Source organism: Variovorax sp. YR750, assembly GCF_900109805.1.
GTDB classification, from domain to species: Bacteria; Pseudomonadota; Gammaproteobacteria; order Burkholderiales; family Burkholderiaceae_C; genus Variovorax; species Variovorax gossypii.
On sequence record NZ_FOBJ01000004.1, the window covers coordinates 202,703 to 223,490 of the forward strand.

21 protein-coding genes are annotated in these 20,788 nt (G+C 68.3%); 11 read left to right on the plus strand and 10 right to left on the minus strand.

Going from position 1 to position 20,788, the window contains the following annotated elements; genetic code table 11:
- The first annotated feature begins 28 nt into the window (after positions 1-28).
- The 3 genes from BMY35_RS10065 (at position 29) to BMY35_RS10075 (ending at position 2,728) form a co-directional block, all read left to right on the plus strand.
- Complete coding sequence (locus BMY35_RS10065) at positions 29-700, plus strand: site-2 protease family protein (protein WP_093197700.1); 672 nt, start codon at positions 29-31, stop codon at positions 698-700.
- A 16-nt stretch (positions 701-716) separates the two neighbouring features.
- On the plus strand, positions 717-2,051 hold the full coding sequence (locus BMY35_RS10070) for a tryptophan--tRNA ligase (RefSeq protein ID WP_093197703.1): 1,335 nt from the start codon (positions 717-719) through the stop codon (positions 2,049-2,051).
- Positions 2,052-2,125: 74 nt separating this feature from the next.
- Positions 2,126-2,728 (plus strand): LuxR C-terminal-related transcriptional regulator, encoded by a 603-nt coding sequence (locus BMY35_RS10075; protein WP_093058637.1) that lies wholly within the window; start codon positions 2,126-2,128, stop codon positions 2,726-2,728.
- Positions 2,729-2,879: 151 nt separating this feature from the next.
- Here the strand turns inward: BMY35_RS10075 and BMY35_RS10080 are convergent, their stop codons facing one another.
- Positions 2,880-4,271: a surface-behavior sensor histidine kinase ShkS gene (locus tag BMY35_RS10080; RefSeq protein WP_240652189.1), complete on the minus strand. Its 1,392-nt coding sequence runs from the start codon at positions 4,269-4,271 to the stop codon at positions 2,880-2,882.
- Positions 4,272-4,394: 123 nt separating this feature from the next.
- On the opposite strand from BMY35_RS10080, the gene BMY35_RS10085 reads away from it, so the two are divergent.
- The gene (locus BMY35_RS10085; protein ID WP_093197708.1) at positions 4,395-4,796 is read left to right on the plus strand and encodes a VOC family protein; all 402 of its coding nucleotides are present in this window, start codon (positions 4,395-4,397) and stop codon (positions 4,794-4,796) included.
- A complete protein-coding gene (locus tag BMY35_RS10090; protein WP_093197710.1) occupies positions 4,790-5,191 on the plus strand; it encodes a phage holin family protein in 402 nt (133 codons plus the stop codon). The genes BMY35_RS10085 and BMY35_RS10090 overlap by 7 nt, the downstream gene beginning before the upstream one ends.
- 4 nt (positions 5,192-5,195) lie before the next feature.
- On the opposite strand, the gene BMY35_RS10095 is transcribed toward BMY35_RS10090, so the two are convergent.
- Entirely contained in the window at positions 5,196-6,509 is a 1,314-nt protein-coding gene (locus BMY35_RS10095) for an FAD-dependent oxidoreductase (protein ID WP_093198438.1), read from the minus strand.
- A 7-nt stretch (positions 6,510-6,516) separates the two neighbouring features.
- Complete coding sequence (locus BMY35_RS10100) at positions 6,517-7,539, minus strand: Bug family tripartite tricarboxylate transporter substrate binding protein (protein ID WP_093197712.1); 1,023 nt, start codon at positions 7,537-7,539, stop codon at positions 6,517-6,519.
- Between the two features lie 133 nt (positions 7,540-7,672).
- On the opposite strand from BMY35_RS10100, the gene BMY35_RS10105 reads away from it, so the two are divergent.
- The 4 genes from BMY35_RS10105 (at position 7,673) to BMY35_RS10120 (ending at position 11,502) form a co-directional block, all read left to right on the plus strand.
- Positions 7,673-8,572: a LysR family transcriptional regulator gene (locus BMY35_RS10105; RefSeq protein ID WP_177213601.1), complete on the plus strand. Its 900-nt coding sequence runs from the start codon at positions 7,673-7,675 to the stop codon at positions 8,570-8,572.
- 101 nt (positions 8,573-8,673) lie between these two features.
- Positions 8,674-9,618: an alkaline phosphatase D family protein gene (locus tag BMY35_RS10110; RefSeq protein ID WP_093197718.1), complete on the plus strand. Its 945-nt coding sequence runs from the start codon at positions 8,674-8,676 to the stop codon at positions 9,616-9,618.
- Positions 9,615-10,313: a DUF1353 domain-containing protein gene (locus tag BMY35_RS10115; RefSeq protein ID WP_093197720.1), complete on the plus strand. Its 699-nt coding sequence runs from the start codon at positions 9,615-9,617 to the stop codon at positions 10,311-10,313. The genes BMY35_RS10110 and BMY35_RS10115 overlap by 4 nt, the downstream gene beginning before the upstream one ends.
- A gap of 178 nt (positions 10,314-10,491) precedes the next feature.
- Complete coding sequence (locus BMY35_RS10120; RefSeq protein WP_093197723.1) at positions 10,492-11,502, plus strand: LacI family DNA-binding transcriptional regulator; 1,011 nt, start codon at positions 10,492-10,494, stop codon at positions 11,500-11,502.
- 9 nt (positions 11,503-11,511) lie between these two features.
- Here the strand turns inward: BMY35_RS10120 and BMY35_RS10125 are convergent, their stop codons facing one another.
- Positions 11,512-13,008 carry a MocR-like pyridoxine biosynthesis transcription factor PdxR gene (locus BMY35_RS10125; protein ID WP_093197726.1) on the minus strand — a complete coding sequence of 499 codons (1,497 nt, stop codon included), beginning with the start codon at positions 13,006-13,008 and terminating at the stop codon, positions 11,512-11,514.
- Between the two features lie 98 nt (positions 13,009-13,106).
- Between BMY35_RS10125 and BMY35_RS10130 the strand changes: the two genes are divergently transcribed.
- Positions 13,107-14,018: a DMT family transporter gene (locus tag BMY35_RS10130; protein WP_093197728.1), complete on the plus strand. Its 912-nt coding sequence runs from the start codon at positions 13,107-13,109 to the stop codon at positions 14,016-14,018.
- 15 nt (positions 14,019-14,033) lie between these two features.
- Here the strand turns inward: BMY35_RS10130 and BMY35_RS10135 are convergent, their stop codons facing one another.
- Complete coding sequence (locus BMY35_RS10135) at positions 14,034-14,432, minus strand: DUF7668 domain-containing protein (protein WP_206169344.1); 399 nt, start codon at positions 14,430-14,432, stop codon at positions 14,034-14,036.
- Between the two features lie 76 nt (positions 14,433-14,508).
- Positions 14,509-15,231, minus strand: coding sequence for a class I SAM-dependent methyltransferase (locus BMY35_RS10140; protein ID WP_240652192.1), 723 nt, complete (start codon positions 15,229-15,231; stop codon positions 14,509-14,511).
- On the opposite strand from BMY35_RS10140, the gene BMY35_RS10145 reads away from it, so the two are divergent.
- The gene (locus tag BMY35_RS10145) at positions 15,211-16,212 is read left to right on the plus strand and encodes a phosphotransferase enzyme family protein (protein WP_093197731.1); all 1,002 of its coding nucleotides are present in this window, start codon (positions 15,211-15,213) and stop codon (positions 16,210-16,212) included. The genes BMY35_RS10140 and BMY35_RS10145 overlap by 21 nt on opposite strands.
- 10 nt (positions 16,213-16,222) lie before the next feature.
- On the opposite strand, the gene BMY35_RS10150 is transcribed toward BMY35_RS10145, so the two are convergent.
- The 4 genes from BMY35_RS10150 to BMY35_RS10165 all read right to left on the minus strand — a co-directional run bounded on the left by BMY35_RS10150 (position 16,223) and on the right by BMY35_RS10165 (position 20,779).
- Positions 16,223-17,287 (minus strand): porin, encoded by a 1,065-nt coding sequence (locus BMY35_RS10150; protein ID WP_093198445.1) that lies wholly within the window; start codon positions 17,285-17,287, stop codon positions 16,223-16,225.
- A gap of 143 nt (positions 17,288-17,430) precedes the next feature.
- Positions 17,431-18,399, minus strand: a complete 969-nt coding sequence (locus BMY35_RS10155; RefSeq protein ID WP_093197733.1) for a Bug family tripartite tricarboxylate transporter substrate binding protein — start codon at positions 18,397-18,399, stop codon at positions 17,431-17,433.
- Between the two features lie 80 nt (positions 18,400-18,479).
- On the minus strand, positions 18,480-19,670 hold the full coding sequence (locus BMY35_RS10160) for a DUF5624 domain-containing protein (protein ID WP_093197736.1): 1,191 nt from the start codon (positions 19,668-19,670) through the stop codon (positions 18,480-18,482).
- Positions 19,667-20,779: a hypothetical protein gene (locus tag BMY35_RS10165; RefSeq protein WP_218152981.1), complete on the minus strand. Its 1,113-nt coding sequence runs from the start codon at positions 20,777-20,779 to the stop codon at positions 19,667-19,669. Before BMY35_RS10165 ends, BMY35_RS10160 begins: the two co-directional genes overlap by 4 nt.
- Positions 20,780-20,788: the final 9 nt, after the last annotated feature.

The window sequence follows — 20,788 nt, forward strand, 5'->3', positions numbered from 1 at the left end:
AACCACTCCTGTCTGACACAATCGCCCAGTGGATATTTCAAGTCAGATTCAAACCGTCCTGATCCTGGCGCTGCCGGTGCTGTTCGCCATCACGGTGCCCGCCGTGGTTCGAGGCCGTGTGGCAAGCCACTTCGGCGATCAGACGGCCGCCATGATGGGTCGACTAACGCTGAACCCGATCAAGCACATCGATCCCATTGGCACGCTGCTGATCCCATTGGTGCTGTACTTCGCTACCTCTGGAGCGCTGCTGTTTGGCTATGCCAAGCCGATCCCGTTCGATCCGCGCAACCTGCGTAATCCGAAGCGAGATCTGCTCTGGGTGTCACTATCAGCGCCGGCCGCCAACTTCGCGATGGCACTGGCATGGGCCATCCTTTTCGTCCTGCTGCGTGCCACTGGCATCGATGAGCCTTTTTTCGTACAGATGGCGCAAGGCGGCGTGCTGGTCAACCTCGTCATGTGGGCCTTCAACCTGTTCCCCTTGCCACCGCTCGATGGCGGTCGCATCCTTGTGGGTCTGCTGCCGAATGGACCGGTGCCAAACTTTCTTGCACGCATCGAGCCCTATGGCTTCTTCATCGTGATGGCACTGGTGCTGGCCGGAGTTCTCGGCAAGCTTTGGCTGCAGCCGCTGATGGCGGCGGGCTACTCCATCATCAACACGATCCTTATTCCGCTCGTAGCTTTGCTGCGCTAAGTTTCCCCTTCGTTCCATGGCTTCGTCTTCCCAAGCTCCCCTGCGCGTCCTGACCGGCATCACGCCGTCGGGCACGCCGCACCTCGGCAACTACGTCGGCTCGATCCGCCATTCGGTGCGGCAAAGCGTCGCGCCCGGTGTGCAGAGCTTCTTCTTCCTCGCCGACTACCACGCGCTCATCAAGGTGCAGGAGCCGGCGCTGATCCAGCGCTCCACCCTCGAGATCGCCGCCAGCTGGCTGGCCTGCGGCCTCGACCCCGAGAAAGTCACCTTCTACCGCCAGTCGGACATCGTCGAGATCCCCGAGCTGACCTGGTTCCTCACCTGCGTCACCGGCAAGGGCGTGCTCAACCGCGCGCACGCCTACAAGGCGCAGCTCGACAAGAACGTGGCCAAGGGCGAGGACCCCGATGCCGACGTGACGGCGGGCCTCTTCATGTACCCGGTGCTCATGGGCGCCGACATCCTGATGTTCAACGCCCACAAGGTGCCCGTGGGGCGCGACCAGGTGCAGCACATCGAGATGGCGCGCGACATGGCGCAGCGCTTCAACCACCTCTACGGCGATCACTTCACGCTGCCCGAGGCCGAGATCGACGACGCCGTGGCCACCCTGCCCGGCCTCGACGGCCGCAAGATGAGCAAGAGCTACGGCAACACGATCCCGCTGTTCGCGCCGCGCGCGCAGTTGCACAAGCAGATCTCCAGCATCGTGACCGACTCCCGCGCACCCGGCGAACCCAAGGACACCGAGGGCTCGGCGCTCTTCCAGATCTACCAGGCCTTCGCCAGCGCCGAGGAAACCGAGTCGCTGCGCAAGGCGTACGCCGACGGCATCGGCTGGGGCGACGCCAAGCAGATGCTGTTCGAGCGCATCGACCTCGAAGTGGCGCCGCTGCGCGAGCGCTACGAGGCGCTCATGAACGACCCGGCGCAGATCGAGCGCACCCTGCTCGCCGGCGCCGAGAAGGCGCAGGCCCTGTCGAAGCCCTTCATGGCCAGCCTGCGCCACGCGGTCGGCCTGCGCAACCTCGCGGCCGGCAAGGACAAGGGCCAGGCCAAGGCGGCCAAGGTCGCCAAGCCCAGTTTCAAGCAGTACCGCGAGAAGGCGGACGGACTTTTCTATTTCAAGCTGTTGGATGCGCGCGGCGAAACCCTGCTGCAAAGCCGTGGATTCGCGTCGCCGCAGGAAGCGGGCCGTACCATCGCAATCCTGCAGGCACAACGCGGCGAAGCATTGGCCGCGCTGGCCGGCCAGCTGGAACCCATCGGTACAGAAAAAATACGCGCCGTCGAAGAGGCGCTGGAGGCACTGACGGAAACGACACCCGGCACAACCAGCGGGAGTTGATCCGGCAACGCCCATCGGCTTATCGGCCGATGAGCATGACGAGAGAAGACGGTGCGATCACAAAGGAAGAAAACATGAGCATTTATGTCATCGACGACCACCCCTTGATGCGCGACGCGATCGTGATGGTCTTGCGGCGCTTGCGCCCGGCCGAGAACATCGTCGAGCTCGAACGCCTCGACAAGCTCGCAAGCTCCGTGCAGCAGCGTGGCGCGCCCACGCTCTTCTGCCTGGACCTGAAGCTGCCGGACACCAACGGCGTCTCGGGCGTGATCGCGGTCAAGCAGGTCTATCCGAACGTGCCGATCGCCGTGTATTCCGCGGCCCCCTCCGCCGACATGGAAGACGCCTGCATCGAGGCTGGCGCCGACACCTACATCGAGAAGTCGGCCAGCTCCAACGAACTGGCGGCGGCCCTGCGCGGCCTGCTGATGGCCGGCTCGGAAGACGAAGCCGACGAGATGCCCGCCGCCAACAGCGGCAAGCTCTCGAAGCGCCAGACGCAGCTGATCGCCATGCTCGACAAGGGCATGAGCAACCGCGACATCGCCACCGACCTGGAGATCAGCGAGCACACGGTGAAGGTTCACCTGTGGCGTCTGTTCCGCAGGCTGGGGGTGAAGAGCCGTACGCAGGCGCTGCACTACGCGCGCACGAACGGCTTGCTATCTGGCTGACCCCCAGGCTTCGCGCACTTCGTGTCGCTGCGCCAACCCCCTTGCAGGGGGCAACACCTGAGGACCGGCAAAGCCGGTTCCTCGGTGTTCCCGAAATAAAAAAACCGCGCCTTGGCGCGGTTTTTTCTTGGGGGCGGAGTTGAGTGTGTCTTCAGCCGCCGGAGGCCGTCACCCGCGCCTGCGCAACCGCCTCGTCGGCGTCATGCAGCGCCACCCTGAACACGCTGCCGCTGCCCAGCCGCGAGCGCACGCTCACCGGGTGACCCAGCACGTGCGACAGCCGCGCGACGATGGCGAGGCCCAGGCCGAAGCCGTCGGAGGTGCCGGCGTGGTCGGCCACCTTGTAGAACTCCAGGAACACGTCGCGCAGATGCTCGGGCGCGATGCCGATGCCGGTGTCCCACACCTCCACGCGCAGGCCGTCCCGCGTCTGCCGTGCAGCCAGCAGCACGCCGCCTTCGGTCGTGTACTTGATCGCGTTGGCCAGCAGGTTGCCGATCATGCGGCGCACGCGGATCGGGTCGGTCAGGAACGAGCCCTCGCACATGTGCACGCGGAAATCCAGGCCGCGGCTCTCTGCCACGGGGCGGTATTGCAGCTCCAGGTCGTGCAGCAGCTCGGGCACGTCGACCCGCTCGACGTGCAGGCGCACCTGGCCCGAGTCGATGCGCGCCAGGTCGAACATCGAGTCGAACAGCGCGTTCACCGCGTGCGTGGCGCGCACGATCTTCGGCGCGAGCTCGAGCACCAGCTCGGGCTCGTTGCGCAGCCAGTCGGCATACAACGAAAGTGCCAGCACCGGCTGGCGCATGTCATGCGCGGCGCTGGCCAGGAAGCGGTTCTTCATGGCCACGGCCGACACCGCCGCCTGCCGCTGCTGGGTCAGCGACTTGATCAGGATGTGGTTGTGGAACAGCAGCTCCAGGCTGTTGCGCGCCGTCTCGTGGATGTGCCGCCCGGCCCTCAGCAGCAGGAACCAGTGAAGGATCGGCAGTATGGGCATCAGGTAGCCGTACTGGAACTGCGGATGCTGCAGCGTGATCGACACCAGCCGTATCAGCACCGCCCCCAGCATCGTGATGAACAGCGTGTTGACGTAGCGCTTGAGCAGGGGCGGATGCAGCGCCAGCCCGTTGAGCGGAAAGGTGCCCACGCCGGCCACGATGAGCCAGCTCATGAACTGGTTGACCTGCGGCGTACGTTCGAAGAACAGCAGCACCGACAGCCCCCACACCACCGCGCTGGTGCTCCAGACGAAGCCATAGCGCTCGGTGAACTGCTGCTGCGCGGCCGCGCTGCGCCCGGCGTAGCGCACCGCGTAGACCCGCGCGCCCCAGGCCCGGCAGGCGGTGGCGATCAGGCCGGCCAGGAGCCAGATGAGCAGTTCCCAACGGGGGACGTAGGCCCAGTTCAGGCCGACCATGGCCGGCATCAGCGCCGCGGAGACGAAGTACGAGCCCTTCGCCGAGCGCATCAGGCTGCGGATGAGCTCGCCGCGTACCCACGATTCGGCTTCATCGGCCGAAGCCGGGGCGGGGGTCATGCTGGCGATCGACGCATTGGCCATAAGCCGGCGATCTTAACGGCCAGTCCGCCAGTGTTTCTTGGGGTAACAATCGAGAATCAGGTCAACAATTGGGCTGTTAACCAGGAAGAATTAACTCGCATGTTGTCCCACGTCTACATCGGTGTGAACGACTTCGAGCGCGCCTTCTCCTTCTATTCGGCGCTCATGGGCGAACTGGGCCTGAAGCTGAGGTTCCGCGACGACGGCAAGCCATGGGCCGGCTGGCAAGGCCCCGACGCGCCCCGCCCGCTCTTCCTGGTGGGTACCCCGTACGACGAGCAGGCAGCCTCGCCCGGCAACGGCCAGATGGTGGCGCTGATGGCCGCCGACCGCGCCACGGTGGACCGGGTCCACGCCATCGCGCTGGCACAGGGCGGCACCTGCGAAGGCCCGCCGGGCCTCAGGCCGCACTACCACGCCGACTACTATGGAGCCTACTTCCGTGATCCCGACGGCAACAAGCTCTGCGTCTGCTGCCACAAACCACCCGATCCATGCTGAACAACCTGACTCCCTTCCTCGTCCACTGGGCCATCACCGGCATCTCGCTGTGGGTCGCAAGCCATCTCTTTCGCGGACTGAAGTTCGACAGCACCGGCGCGCTGATCGTCTCGGCGCTGTTGCTGGGCCTGGCCAACGCGATCGTCAAGCCCTTGCTGATCGTGCTCACGCTGCCGCTGACGCTGGTGACCTTCGGGCTCTTCCTGCTGGTCATCAACGCGCTGATGATCCTGCTGGTGGCCGCGCTGGTGAAGGGCTTCAGGGTGTCGGGCTTCTGGACCGCGCTGTTCGCGAGCATCTTCATCTCGCTGCTGAGCATCCTCATCGGCTCGCTCGTCACCGGCGGCGACCCCGCCGAGAAGGTGCAGATGCCGCAGAGCGGCAACTGGCTCTGAGCGCCTAGGCGAGCACCGCACCGCCGCGCAGCAGCGCCTCGCGCAATGCCGGCACCGGAACCGCCCGCACCTGGGCGCCCATGCCCTCGCCAGCCGCCTTCGCTGCCATCGCCGCGGCAATGCCGGCCGCGTGCCCCACCGCCATCGAGATCGTCATGACCCGGATGGCCGCCAGCGCCTCATGGCTGGCCGAGATGCCGCGCCCCACGCCCAGCGCGTTGTCGAGAGCGCCCGGGATCAGGCTGCGGTACGGGATCTGGTAGGCATGGTCGTCGTCCATCGGCACGTAGTGCAGCGAGCCGCCCTGCGCCGGATGGATGTCGATCGGGTAGGCCCCGGCCGCGATGGCGTCGGCGAACTGCACCGGCTCCAGCAGCTCGGCGGCCGTCAGCACATGGTCGCCCTCCACGCGCCGCGTCTCGCGCACGCCCACCTGCGTGCCGAAGGCGCGAAGCCGACCGTTGCCGCAGCCGGGCACCGAGGCGGCGATGAAAGCCGCGGCCTTCCATGCCTGCCGCCGGCCCTCGATCTCCGCACCGCCGAGCGCCATCGGGTCGGTGGCGTCGATGGCCAGCCGGCTGATGTTGAACCAGGCGTCGTCCGAATGCGGAACGCGGCTGGAGTGCAACGCGGCCCGCGCGAGACCGCCCTGCGCATAGCCCCTGGCGGCCAGTTCGGCGAGCTCCGCCTTCGAGAGCGCGCCGAAGCGCTCGAAATCGATGGGGCCGAAGCGGAACATCATCGTGGCCGGCTGCAGCGCCTCGCCGCCGCCGAGCTCGAGAAAGCGCGCGCCCGCCTGCTCGAGCGCGTCCATGTCGCCGGAGGCATCGACCAGCACGGCCGGGCGCAGGGCGAGCACGCCGCCCTTGGTCAGCACGCGCAGGCCGGCGACGCGTCGCCCCTCGCACTGCACGTCGAGCAGGCTGGCATGCAGCAGCGGTTGCACGCCGGCCTCCGCCACCATGTCGTCGAGCACCAGCTTGAGCACCTCGGGCTCGTATTCGACGCGGTCCATGTGATGCCCGGTGGACATCACGAATCGGTCGTGCTCGCGCGCGCCGCCGTAGCGCCGCAGCCGCTCGACCACCTCGTCGGCAAGCCCCGCCACCACCTTGCGGCCGTTGCCGGTCTGCCAGCTGTTGAACTGCGCCACCGCGCCCGCCGTGGCGTTGCCACCCAGGAAGCCGTAGCGTTCGACCAGCACCACCGAGGCGCCCTGCCGTGCCGCCGCCACCGCCGCCATGGTGCCCGCGACGCCTCCGCCGCACACCACCACGTCGGCCTCGACGACGCGGCTCGTTCCGATGTCCTTGTTCATGTGCATGCTAGTTCTCGACCTGGATGCCGCGGCTCTTCACCACCTGCCCCCAGCGGCCGCCTTCGGCCTTCAGGTACTGGGCCGTGGCCTCGCGGCCGCGGATGAATGTCTCGAGGCTCAGCGCCTCGAAGCGCTTCTTCACCGTCTCCGACTGCAGCGCGCCTGCCAGCAGCTTCTCGAGCCGCGCCAACCCCTCGGCAGGAATGCTGCCCTTGGGCGCCACCAGCGTGGCCCAGCCCTCCACTTCCAGGCTCTGCAGCTTCAGGCTGCGCAGGGTCGGCACGTTCGCCAGCTCGGCCACCGGCTGCGCCGAAGACACAGCCAGCGCACGCAGCCGGCCCGAGCGGATGTGCACGATCACGCTCGGCAGGTTCAGGAAGCCCATCGACACCAGTCCCGAGATCAGGTCGGGCATCAGCGCGCTCTCGCCCTTGTAGGGCACGCTCACGAGCGAGGTGCCGGTCTCCTGCGCGAACAGCTCGGCCGTCAGGTGCGCCAGCGTGCCGGTGCCGCTGTTGCCCGCGCTGAGCTTGCCGGGCTGGGCCTTGGCCTGCGCCACCAGGTCAGCCACGGTCTTCGCCTTCGATTCGGCCGGCACAACCAGCACCAGCGGCTGCTGCGAGACCATGCCGATGGCGTCGAAATCGCGCGCCACGTCGTAGGTCAGCTTCGGGTTGAGCGACGGGTTGATCACCATGCTGTTGCTGCCCATCAGCAGCGTGTGGCCGTCGCGGCTCTGCAGCGCCGCCATCACGCCGATGGCGCTGCCCGCGCCGGGCTTGTTCTCGACGATCACCGGCTGGCCGAGCTGCGGTGCCAGCACCTCGGCCAGCACGCGCGCCGAGCCGTCGGCGCCGCCGCCGGGCGCGAAGGGCACGATGATGCGCACCGGTTTCGTGGGCCAGGCCTCGGCGGCATCCGCGCGGTGGCCGAAGGCGACGGCGAGCGCCGCGATCGAGAGAGTGGAAATCGCATGCCTGCGCGTGATGCCGCGCGCGGCGATGGCGGTGATGCCGGTGACTGTGGCCATGTCTCGTTGCCTCTTTGCTTGTTCTGAAGAATGAGGCCGATCCTAGGAAGCCCCCGCCCGCCCGGCAAATACCAACATGTCGCAAGCCCATAACATCGCGTTATCGAACAATGGCATCGGGCCGAGGCAAGTCATGAACCTCCGACAGATCGAAGTCTTCCGCGCCGTCATGCTGGCGGGCTCCGTCACCGACGCTGCGCGCTCGCTGCACGTGTCGCAGCCGGGCATCAGCCGCATGCTCTCGCACATCGAGCTGCAACTGGGGTTGCGCCTCTTCGAGCGGCGCAAAGGCAGGCTGCTGGCGACGCCCGAGGCGCAGGCGCTGTTCGCCGAGGTCGAGCAGGTGTACCGGGGCGTGGCGCGCATCGACGACTGCGCGCAGGCGCTGAAGGGCGGCAGGATGCTCACGCTGCGCGTGCTGTGCAGCCCCGGCACCGGGCTCGACATGGTGCCGCGCGCCCTCACCGCGCTGGGCGAGGAATTTCCCGACGCGCGCCTCTATTTCGAAGTGCTGCTCGCGAAGGAGATGGTCAAGCGCCTGGTGGCGCACGAGGCCGACGTGGCCATCTCCACGCTGGCCATCGACGATCCGCTGCTCAGCGCCCGCCCCATCGGCCGGTGGACGCTGGCCGGCGTGTTCCCGCGCGGCCACGCACTGGAGGCGCGGCGCACGCTGGCGCCGGCCGACATCCTGAAGGAGCGCATGATCTCCTTCAGCCCCGACACCCCGCAGGGCCGGATCATTGCCGACTGGTGCGTGCAGCAGCGCTGCCAGCCCGACGCGCGCATCGAGGTGCGGGCCGGCCAGAGCGCCTGCGCCATGGCGGCGGCAGGCGCGGGCGTGGCCATCGTCGACGACCTCACGGCGCGCGGCTGCATGACCGACCGGCTGAGCTTCAGGCCGATACGCAACGCGCCCTCGTTCGACATCTTCGCGGTGACCAACGACAACTTCGCGGCCTCGCTGCTGGCCGGCCGGTTCGTCGCGCACGCCGAGGCCGCGCTGCGCCAGCTGAAGAAAGAGCGCGCCTGAACGGGCAGCGCCATCCCATATTCTGCGGAGGGACAGCGCGCGACGGCTGCCTATGATCCGCCTCACCCGGCAGACAGAGACCGGTGAACGAGGAGCCCCCAATGAAGATCGCCTTCACGTCGTGCATGAACTACAAGTCCGGCCCCGACGGCTACCAGCACGTCTGGAACCGCATCGCGCAGGAGCAGCCCGACTACCTGTTCCTCCTGGGCGACCAGATCTACATGGACTTCTTTCCCAAGCTGAACGAACCGGCCGGATGGACTCCCGCCAAGTTCGCCGATGTGATGCAGGGCAAGTACGAAACGCAATGGAGCGTGCCGAACTTCAAGGCCCTGCGGGACGCGCTGCGCCAGAGGCAGGGCAACGGCGGCGGCGTGTACGGCACCTGGGACGACCACGACTTCGCATGGAACAACGCGCACGGCTCGGAGGTCAGCGCGCCGGTGAAGCAGGAGACCCGCCGGCTCTTCACCAAGTACATGCAGATCGAGCAGCTGCAGAACCCGGCGCATCTCGATCCCGCCACCGACGGCATCTACTACTCGGTGCCGCTGATGCACCAGCAGCAGCGCATCGGCCGGGCGATCTTCCTCGACACCCGCTGGTACAGCGCCGAGCCCGGCGACGCCAGTCCGCTGCTCGGGCGCAAGCAACTCGACTACCTCAAGCAGGAGCTGGCCAATGAGCAAGGCTACGTGGTGATCTGCGCCGGCACCCCGATCCGCGCGACCGGCAACGGCTGGATGCGCTACCGCGACGACTACGCGAAGTTCCGCGAGATCATCTACGGGCGCAACATCATCTTCCTGACCGGCGACATCCACGAGAACGCGTTCCTGCCGCCGGCCGGCGGAACGAAGATGTTCGAGGTCGTCTCCTCGGGCGCCTTCGTCACCAAGTACTACCTCACCGGCGAGCGCGAGAACTTCGGCATCCTCGACTACTCGCCGGCCAGCACCGACATCAAGCTTTTCGACAAGCACGGGCTGGAGCTGCACAACGTCATCGACAACGCGACCTTCATGCACCAGGAGATCCGATGAAAGCATCCGGCACCTTCTTCCGGACCCTCGCGGCCGCCGCCTTCTGCATGGCGTCGGCGTTCGCGCAGGCCCAGTTCGTCGGCGACCTGGTGCTGGAACCTGCGGGATGCACGCAGACCGGCAAGTGCAAGGTCAAGAACAAGCTCCGCTTCACCGACAGCAACAAGCTCGTCTGGGAAACCTACGACGGAGAGCCCACCGACGGCGCCACCATTCCGCCGATATTCCAGCCGATCGTCGGAAAGCCCTTCGAGGAGTCCTTCCTCAAAGCGGCCATCATCCACGACCACTACTGCGTGCGCCAGGTGCGTCCGTGGCGCAAGACGCACCGCGTCTTCTACGAAGGACTGATCGACCAGGGCGTGCCGCAGGCCAAGGCCAAGCTGATGTACTACGCCGTCTATCTCGGCGGTCCCAAGTGGGTCAAGCTGATGCCGGGCGAAAGCTGCAAAGGCAACTGCATCAAGAGCTTCAAGACGAGCGACGGCCAGCCGGTGATGCGCTCCCGCGAGGCCGACTATGCGACGGTGACGAACGAGGCCGAGCTCGCAGCGCTCGAGCAGGAGCTGCAGGCCAACCCCGACGGCATCAGCCTGGAAGACCTCGAGAAGCGCGCACAGGCAAAGCGCCCCGACGACTTCTACTACCGCAACGGCGACCAGGTGCGCATGAAGAACCTGCTGGCCACCGAGTGACCGGCGGGCACTGCCTGCCCCGGACGGGAGCTCCCGGCGTATTCTCGGCAGCCATGGGTTTGCGACGATGCTGCGTCGCATATCCTTGATCCTTGGACTGCTTTCCCGAGAAAGAAGCCCCTTGCCCCCGACCAAAGCCTCCGCCGCCCCCGCTCCGCCCCTCACCCGCCCCGCGACCATGGCCGACGTGGCCGCGCGCGTCGGCGTGTCGAAGATGACGGTGTCGCGCGCGCTCAACCGGGGCGGCAGCAGCGACCGCGTGACCTCCGAGGCGCTGCGCCAGCGCATCCTGCAGGCCTGCGAGGAAATGGGCTACGTCATCGACCAGACGGCGCGCACCTTCTCCAGCAAGCGCTCGGGCTTCGTCGCGGTGCTGATCCCCTCCCTTAACAACTCCAACTTCTCCGAGACCGCCCAGGGCATCACCGCCGCCGTGGAAGCGCGCGGCCTGCAGCTGCTGCTGGGCTACACCGACTACCGCGTGGAGACCGAGGAGCGCCTGCTGCGCGCCATGCTCGCGCGCCGGCCCGAAGGCGTGATCCTCACCGGCGGCTCGCACACGCCGGCCGCTCGCGCGATGCTGCAGGCCGCGGGCGTGCCGGTGGTCGAGACCTGGGACCTGCCCGTCACGCCCATCGAGCACACGGTCGGCTTCTCGAACGCGGAAGCCGCGGGCGCGATGGTGCGGCACCTGCACGACAAGGGCTACCGGCGCATCGCCTTCATCGGCGGCACCTCCAACCGCGACACGCGCGGCGCCGACCGCCAGCGCGGCTACGCGGAGGCGATCCGCGAACTGGGCCTGCCCGACGGCCGCGTGATCAGTTTCGGCCAGCCGCCCATCTCCATGGAACAGGGCGGAGAGGCCGTGGCGCAGCTGATCCGCCAGTGGCCCGACGTGGACGCGGTGCTCTGCGTGTCCGACCTCTCGGCCTTCGGCGCGCTGATGGAATGCCAGCGCCGCGGCTGGGAAGTGCCGGGCCGCATCGCGATCGCGGGCTTCGGCGACTTCGAGGTGGCGCGCGCCTGCCATCCGCGCATCACCACCGTGGCAGTCGATTGCGTGGGCATCGGCAAGGCTGCGGGCGAACTGCTGCTGCGCGTGATCGACGGTGCGCGCGAGGGGCTCCGGCCGCCCGCCGAGACGGTGCTGATCCCGTTCCACATCGAGCAGCGCGAGAGTTCGTAGGCCCCTGCTTCAGGAGGGCCGGTTCGCAGCCGCGCGCCACACCTGGTCGATGACACGCCCCATGTGCCGCACGAGCCCGTCGGCCCGCTCCGGAGGCATTCCCGCGTAGCCGAGCACGAAGCCGTTGTAGAGCGTGCCGGCCGTGCCCGGCAGGCAGAACGGACTCAGCGGACGCAGCCCCAGCCCCTGCACCCGCGCCGCCTGGCTCACGTCCACGTCTGCGACCGGCGCTTCGAGCCGCGCCGACAGATGCATGCCGCCCGCGCCGCCGGAGACGGTGACGACGCCGCCCAGGTGCCGCTGCAGCGCCTCCTGCAATGCCTCGCGCCGCCGGGCATAGAGTTGCCGCATCCGGCGCAGGTGCAGCGTGAACTGGCCGCTTTCGATGAAGTCGGCCAGCGCGGCCTGGTCCGCGACCCGGCCGCGCATGCCGGTGGCGCCGATCGCGCCCAGCAGGGCCGGGACCACCGGCGCGGGCACCACCGTGAAGCCCAGGCGCAGCGCCGGGAACATCGTCTTGCTGAAGGTGCCGACGTAGATCGCCGGTGCATGCGCGTCCAGCCCCTGCACGGCCGAGAGCGGAACCTTCTCGCTGCGGAATTCGCTGTCGTAGTCGTCCTCGACCAGCCATGCGCCGGCCTCGCGCGCCTGCCGTATCAGCGTCAGCCGCCGCTCCAGGCTCATCATGGCGCCGAGCGGGTACTGGTGCGAAGGCGTGATGTAGATCAGCTTCGGAGGCGTTGCGCTCCAGTCTTCGGCGCTGGGCGCCAGGCCCTCGGCATCGACCGCGATGGGCACCAGCCGCAGGTCGGCCGCCTGCAGGGCCGCGCGGGCGCCCGGGTAGCCGGGGTTCTCGATCCATGCCGTGTCGCCCGCGTCGGCCAGCGTGCGGGCGCAGAGCTCGAGGCCGCCCTGCGATCCGTTGGTGATGAAAACCTGCTCCGCCTCGCAGCGCACGCCGCGCGACACGCGCAGGTATTGCGCGATCGCCTGCCGCAGCGGCAGGTGGCCCTGCACGGGGGCGTAGTTCAGCTGCCGTGCGTCGATGGCGCGCCAGGCCCGCTCCATGCAGCGACGCCATGCGGCGAGCGGAAACTCGTCCAGCGCCGGCACGCCGGGCCACAGGGGCAGCGCGCGGTCGGCCTCGTCCGGCCCGCCGTGCGGAATGGCGGCTCGCCGTGCCAGCGGCGGCGCCTCGGGCGCCTGCGCCGAGTCGCGCCCGACGGCCGCGTCACGCGCCAGTCCGAGGCTCGCGACGACGGTGCCATGGCGCGTGCCGACGAGGAAGCCTTCTGCGCCCAGGTGCTCGTAGGCATAGAGCACGGAGTTGCGGGCCATGCCGAGCTCGGCCGACAGGGTTCGCGTGGACGGAAGCCGCGCGCCCTCGGCGATCTTTCCGCCGAGGATCGCCCAGCGAAGGCAGGCGTACAGCCGGTGCTGCCGGGTCGCGGGGCCCTGCGGCCCCTCTTCGCGCGCGAATGCGGCGAGCAAGGCGCCGTAGTCCATGTTGTGGTGGCTCCATCGATGTGGGCTGATCTGGGTCTACAAATGATGCCACGGCAAGCCTAAGGTCCGGGGTCGAACCCATCCGCTTCCACCTACGAATGAGCACTTCCGCCACGGCCTTCGCATCGACACCGTCATCGCGCGCCGCGCCCTGGCTGCTGGGCCTGGTGGCGGTGGTCTGGGGCATCAACTGGCCGGTCGGCAAGGCCATGCTCGCCCACCTTCCACCGGTGTGGACCGTGGCGCTGCGAACCGGCGTGGGCGCCCTCGCCGTCCTGCTGCTGTGCCTGCTGACGCGGCGGCTGGTGCTGCCCCGGCGCGCGGACCTGCCGGTCATCCTGAGCGTCGGCGTGCTGCACATGACCGCGTTCTCCGTGCTGTGCAGCATCGGCCTGCAGCACGTGACGGCCGGCCGCTCGGTGGTGCTGGCCTACACCACGCCGCTATGGGTGGTGCCGGGCGCATGGCTGTTGCTGGGCGAGGCTCCCACGCGCTGGCGGCTGCTGGGCGCGGGCATCGGCCTGGCGGGGCTGGTGCTGATCTTCAATCCGCTGAGCTTCGATTGGCACGACCGCCGCGCGGTCGCCGGCAATGCCGCCGTGCTGCTGGCCGCTCTGTGCTGGGCGGGCAGCATCCTCTACGTGCGCGCGCACAGATGGGTCACGCCGCCCTTCGAACTCGTTTTCTGGCATGCGCTGCTCGCCAGCTGCCTGCTGCTGCCGATGGCCTTCGCGCTCGAAGGCGTTCCGCGCATCGAGTGGAGCCCGGCACTTGTCTCGCAGCTGCTCTACGGCGGCGTGTTCGGCATCGCGCTGGCTTCATGGGCCATGACCACGATCAACCGCGCGCTGCCCGCGACGACCACTTCGCTGGGGCTGCTGGGCGTGCCGGTGATCGGCATCGTCTGCTCCGCCGTGTCGCTGGGGGAGCGCATCGGCATGGCGCTGGTGGGAGCGCTCGCGCTCATCCTCGGCGGCATCGCGCTCGGAATGGTGCGCGGCAGGGACTGAACGCGCCGCGCGCTCTCAGGGCACGTACACCATATAGACCTCGAACGCGAAGCCGCCTTCGGCTTCAGACACGTGAAGGTGCAGCACCAGGTCGCTGCGACCCTCGGAAACCGTCCAGAGATCGACCAGCGCGTTCCATCGCCTGCCGAGCCAGATGCAGACCGACGAATCCCACGTGTCGTCGGGCAGGTCGACCAGCGTCTCGCCGTAGTCGCGGATGTAGTCCTCGATCTGCCGGGCATCCTGCGCCGGTATGGGCCGCACTCCCGCGATGGGAGTGCCGATGCGATAGTCGCCGAGCACGAAGGCGTGGACGATCTCCCGAATGGTCGAGCGCCAGGCCGAAGGTATGGGTTGCTGGGCGTCCCCATCCTTGAGCACCGGCACGTCGGCATGTCCGTCATCAAAAGTCATCGGTTCAGGCTCCGGAAAAATCGCGGCCATTCTGCGCTGCCGTGATGACGCGCGGCGAACAGGCCGACCGCCCGCTTCATCTCTTGCGGGCCACGATGCAGGGACGGTTTTCCGTGCCCTTCGTCGCGTGGTCTTCGACGGCAAGAATCTCGAAGCCCGCGGCCTCCATGTGCTGCTTCAGCTCCGCTTCGCGGAAAGCGCTTGCATAGGGCGCCGCGCCGATCGCGCGCATCGCGGGCAGCAGGAGCCGGATCAGCGGGTTCATGTCGCCGACGCAAGGCGTCTTCGAGATGAACAGGCCTTGCGCCGCAAGCAGGCCGTGAATGCTGCGCAGCGTGCCGGGCAGGTCGCGCACGAGGTGGAGATAGTTGAACCCCATGACGATGTCGAACCGCGCGGCTTCCTGCGCGAGCGCTTCCGCCGTTGCGATGCGGAAGGCAAGCGCGGGCACGGGGCTGGCCGCGAGCTTCTCGTTGGCGATCGCGATCATGCCGGCGGAGATGTCCGTCGCGAGGTAGCTCCCCGCATCGGCCGCGAGCCGCAGCGCTGTCGTGCCCGTTCCGCATCCCAGCTCGAGCACCCTCGAATCCGGCCGCAGCAGTGCGCGGGTGCGCTCCAGCGTGCGCTCGTAGCCGGCCGGATCCCCGATCGCGCTCTTCGCGTACCTGCGTGAAGTCCGGTCCCAGAACCTGGCGTCGCTCGCTGCGTTCATGATGAAAAGATCATCGCACTCGCCCCCGGGCGGCATAATCGCGCCCCTTTTGTCCTGGGGGTTTCGATGGAACTGGAGATCGCGCAATCCACGCCAACCGCCGCCGGCATCGCGAAGTTCGTGCAGGCCCACTATGGCCTGGGCGAGGTGATCGAGAGCGAATTCCTGCGGCGCAGCTTCAACCAGGTCTACAGGCTCGGCTTTGCCGATGGGCGCCGCGTGGTGGCGCGGCTCTCGGCCGAACGGCCGCGGGGCGATCCCAACGTGATGTTCGAGGCGGCCGCGCTGGAGCACCTGGCCCGCGCCGGATGCCGCGTATCGCGCTGCCTGCCGGCCGCGAACGGCGAGATCGCGGTGCAGGTACCCCTGCCGGAAGGTTCGCGAGCGCTGATGTTGTTCGAGCACCTCGACGGCGAGTTCACCGGCGACTCGGCCGAAGACATCCGGGCTTTCGCGCAAGGCCTGGCCACCCTGCACGTCGCAGGCGAGACCTACGAAGGCCCCGGCAGTGCCTACTCCCTCGACCTCGACTACCTCCTTCTGCGACCGCTGCAGGGCCTGCTGCGTGCCCCGACCATGACCGCCGAGCTGCGCCCGCAATTCGAGCAACTGGGCGAGCGCCTGCATGCCGACATCTCGGCCCTGGGCGCGCTGAGGCAGGTGCTGTGCCACGGTGATGCCCACGGCAGCAACAACTTCATCGTGCGAAATGCCCAGGAGCAGTGCGAGGCCGTGTTCTTCGATTTCGATGAAACAGGCCCTGGCTACCTTGCCTACGAACTTGCTGTCTATCCGTGGCTTCTGCATCCACGTACGACCGACGGCGTGCTGAGCGACAAGGCAAAGACTCAGTGGAAGCACTTCATCTCGGCCTATCGCGAGGCAAGACCCGTCGCCGACAACGATCTGGCCGCCGTCCCGCGTTTCATGGCGGTCCGGCAGTTCTGGATGCTGGGGGAGAACGCCGGACGCGTTCCTGTGTGGGGCTCGCAGGCAATGCCTACCAGCGTCCTCCGTCGGCAGCTGGCCATGCTGCGCGCCTGGGAGAAGCTGGAACTGCCTCAGTGACCGGCGCCCCTCAGAAGTTGTGCGAGATGCCGAACTGCAGGCCCCTAGACCCCGCCCCCGGTACGCCGGCCGGCGACGAATCGCTGACGACATAGGCCGCGTTGCCCCGGTTGCGGATGTACGAGTAGGTGCCGTACAGCGCGGTGCGCTTGCTCAGGTAGTGCACGTAGCCGACGGCGTACTGCGTCGCATCGTCGCCGTCGAGTCCCGGCCCCGAGCGGTTGGAGCGCGCCACCGAAGCCTTGATCACGCCCGGCCCCACCGGCACGCTCACGCCCAGCAGCGCGTTCACCTGTTTGTCGGTGTCGGCCTTCTGGCGGTAGTAGTTGGCGTAGAGCTTCGCTACGCCGAAATCGTAGGTGCCGCCGATGCTGGCCACGCGGTAGTCGGTGGTGCCGACCGGCGTGACGCCGTAGGCCGCCGCCACGTCGATGGTGCCGTTGGTCCAGCCTAAGCGCGCGCCGCGGTAGCGTGAGCCTTCCTGGTCTTCGGGCAACGCGTACATCGCCTGGCCGTAGAAGCCGCCCAGGCCCTTGGGCAGGAAATAGCCCACCGAATTGTTGGCCCGCGCCAGCGTGCGCGCGCCGCCGAGGCCGAAGGGCCAGCCCTCGACGATGTTGGCCGAGCCGCCGACGCCCACGGTGCCGAAGGGCGAGAACTGCGAGATGTTCCAGAAGGTGGGCGTGTAGTCGCGCCCCAGTCGCAGTTCGCCGAAGCTGTTGTGCGACAGGCTCAGGGTGGAGCGCCGGTGGAAGCCGGTGCCCTGGATCTCGCCGGTGTCGGGCAGCAGCGCCATTTCCAGCCAGAAGCTCGCGGCCAGTCCGCCGCCCAGGTCTTCGGTGCCGCGAAAACCGAGGCGGCTCGGGAAGATGTTGCCGCCCTGGTCGAGCGACTTGACCGAGGCGCCGCCGCTCTTGGACCAGGTGACGTTCATGTCCAGCGTGCCGAATATCTGCACGCTGGATTGCGCCGTGGCACTCGCGCCGGCCGCGAGGCAGATCGCGCCGGTGAAGGCATGCGGCAGCAAGCCGCGGCGGGCGATGGTGGTTGGGGGCTTGGTGGTCCTGATCCTCATGCTTGTCTCCTGGTTGTAGAAATCGTTGTAGTTCTGGCGCGTGCGCCGGCGCACGGCGCTTGCGCCGCAAGCACCGTGGCGTGGGAATTCCGGAAAAGAAAGAAGGCGGCGCGGTGCGTGGCCGCGCCCCGGGGCATCGCCCGTCAGTCGATGCGGATGTTCTTGGCCTTGATCAGCCGGCTCATGGCCTGCGCTTCGCGGTCGATGACAGCGGCCGCCTCGGCGGGCGTGCTGCCGATGGGATCGAGGCCGGCGTCGCTGAGGAGCCTGCCCATCTCCGGCGAATGCGTGATGGCGACGATCTCCTTGTTGAGCCTGTCGACGATGGCCTGCGGCGTCCTGGCCGGCACCCAGAAGCCCAGCCAGGTGAACACCTCGACGCCCGGATAGCTCTCCGAGAGCGTGGGCACGTTGGGCAGTGCCGCGCTGCGCTTGCTGCCCGTGTACGCCAGCGCCTTCACGCGGCCCGACTTGATGTTGGGCAGCGCCGAGACGGGCGGCTCGAAGCCCAGCTGCACCTGCCCGGCCATGAGGTCCGGCGCGGCGCTCTGCTTGTACGGCACGTGCAGCAGCTCGATGCCCGCGGCCTCCTGGAACAGCTCGAATCCCAGGTGCGAGGTGGTGCCCGAGCCATAGGAGGCGAACGAGATCCTGCCCGGCTCCTTCTTCGCCAGCGCGACCAGCTCGGGAATGTTCTTCACCGGCACTGCCGCATTGGCCAGGATGAACGATCCGCCCTTGAGCGCCTGCGTGACGGGCACCAGGTCGTTCTTCGCGTCGTAGGGCATCTTCGAGAGCAGGAACGGCGTCATGGTGAACGGGTTGCTCGTCGAGAACAGGATCGTGTAGCCGTCGGGCGCGGCCTTGGCGACCGCGTCGGTGCCGATGGAAGCCAGCGCGCCCGGCCTGTTCTCGACCACCACCGGCGTCTGCAGCGCGCGGCTAAGGCGGTCCGCATAGGCGCGGGCGAAGATGTCCGAGCCCACTCCCACGGGCGTGGGCGTGATGATCTTGATGGGCCGTGACGGCCAGGGCGAGCCCTGCCCCCAGGCAGGTGCGAACGCGCTGGCCGAGACCAGCACGGCGAGCAGCGAGCGAGCGATTCTTTTCATGGTTTGTCTCCTGTATCTCTTCTGTCTCTCTTTTGTCTCTCTTCCAGACCTCCTGCCCGTGTCGCGGGCGAGGCTCACGCTCAGGGCAGCGGCGGATAGTCCGTGCCGTCCAGGCCCGGCACCGGCACCCGCGTGGGGTCGTTGCCGTGCGCCTGCAGTTGCTCGACGGCGTAGTCGGTGACGCAGCCCGACAGCAGCTGGCGCGGGTCCTCGAGCACCACGCGCAGCCGCGTGTTCAGCGCGCGCCAGTCGTCCGGGCCGGCGATGGCCGGCATCTCGGCCACCGCGCGCGTGTCCGCGTCGAGCACCGGGCGGGCAGTGGAGGAAGGCTCGTAGCGCGGATAGCCGTCGTACATCAACGTGCCGAGTTCGCTCACGGCGCGCGTGTGGGCCCACAGCTGGCGCATCGAGGTCTCGAACGCGCGCATGGCCGCCATGTCGGCTGCCGAACCGGCCGGGAACTCGGCGGCGTGGGGCGCGATGAAGAGCCGGTCGAGCGAGAGCGTGTGGCGCGAGGCGCCGAGGATCATGGCGGCCACCGAATTGGTGGTCCATGTCACGCCGGCGGTGGGCCTGCCCTGGCGCCCGATCACCAGCGCCATGGCGCGCGACCAGTCGATGGCATGGCGGTCGAGCCAGCCGATCACGCGGTGGCTGATATCCATGCCGACCAGGAAGAAGGTGGCGATCATCACCGCGTTCATCGGCACCGTGGCGCCGACGGCGGAGCCGCTGCCTTCGAGGTAGTGCTCGCGCATGTCCCAGGGCGTGAAGAGCTCGGGCCGCTCCAGCACGCGTTCGAGGTAACGCTCGGTCAGCACGCACGAGTAGCGGACCAGTTCGGCGATCTTCTGCTCGCGCCCCCGGTAGGCCGGCACCGCGATCCGGTCGCGCCACAGCGCCACCGAGTTGGCCTCGCGCGCCACGCTCGTGGCGGCGACCAGCCGTTCGGCTTCCCTGCGCCAGAGCGGCCCGTCGGGATCGACCAGCCGCATCTTGAGGATCGACGCCACCGCCGGCCCATGGTGCGAGATGCCGGCCAGCTCCTTGAAGCCGCGCGTGGAGAGACGAAAGCCCTCGACCTCGGGATCACGGCCGTTGCCGGGGAACAGCACGATGTCCGCGCTGGTGGCCACGATGAGCGGATCGCCTGCCGTCGCGGCACCCGTGAGCGCGGCCAGGTTCGCGCCGATGCCGTGCGGCCCGCCGGTGTAGGTTTCGAAGAGCCGCAGCAGCTCGGGGCTCTGGTGTGAGGCAGCGGGATGGTTCATGCCGGCTCCTTGTCCGCGGGGAAGTCGAGGCGGTAGACGCGGCTCGGCGTGCGGAACCGCACCTCGCCGCTGAGGCTGTTGGTCACGACCAGGTAGCGCCGGCCCTCCGCCTCGAAGAAGGATGCATCGGTGCCACCGGAAGTCGGGAACTCGGCGACCGGCTCCATGCGGCCCTTCGTCATGCGCAGGACGGTCGACTGCAGCCGGGGGATCGGTGCCTCGCGCGTTCCATGCAGGAAGTTGACCTGCACCAGCCGGCCGCCGTCCGGCGTCGCGATCCAGTCGAACTCGCGGCCGCCCGGTCCGCTGAGCACCTGGTGCTGCACGAAACGGCCGTCGCTCCAGCGGTAGAGCACGGTGTCGTCGTGCAGGCATGCGAACGCGAGCCAGGTGGAGCCCTCGGTCTCGAAGAAGCGGAAGGCCCGCCCGCTCTTGCCTTCCAGCTCCTGGAAGGGCTCGAAGCTGCTGCCGTTCCAGCGCAGCAGCTGCGACGGCACGGCGTGGTCTGCATAGGCCAGCAGCTTCTGCCCGTCGACCTCGAAGAAGGCCCAGTTGTAGCCCCAGCCCGAGCGCACCGTCTGCAGCTTCTCGAAGCGCTCGCCGTTCCATTCGTAGATGCACGATTCGGCGCCCGGCGCGAGCGGCGTATCGCCATGGGTCACTCCCTGCGCGAGCGCAAGGAAGTGGCGCGGGCCGATCTCGAAATGAATCCACTGCTTGGCGGCCGATGTGGGGATGCGCTGGAAGACGTCGAAGCGCCCGTCCACCAGTTCGAAGATCGTCGAATGCGTGTCCAGCGCGTACGGGCCCGAGCCGGTGCGCAGGCTGGCGGTGGCGAGGAAGGCGCGCTCGCCGATGCGGAAGAACTCGGCGTCCTCGCCGCCCGGCACGGGCAGCCGAGCGTGCTCGACGAAGCTTTCGCCCTCCCAGCGGTAGACGAGCGCTTCCACGTCGCTGTTGCCCAGCGTCATCTGCGCGGGCTGCCCCGCGACGTCTTCGGCGAGCTGCGGCACCACGAGGTAGCGCGTGCCGCCGTGTTCGAAGACTTCCGCGGCGCGCGCGCCGGAGGTGTCCAGTTCCTGGATGCAGTCCATGGTGGTGTCCGCCATCTTCATGCC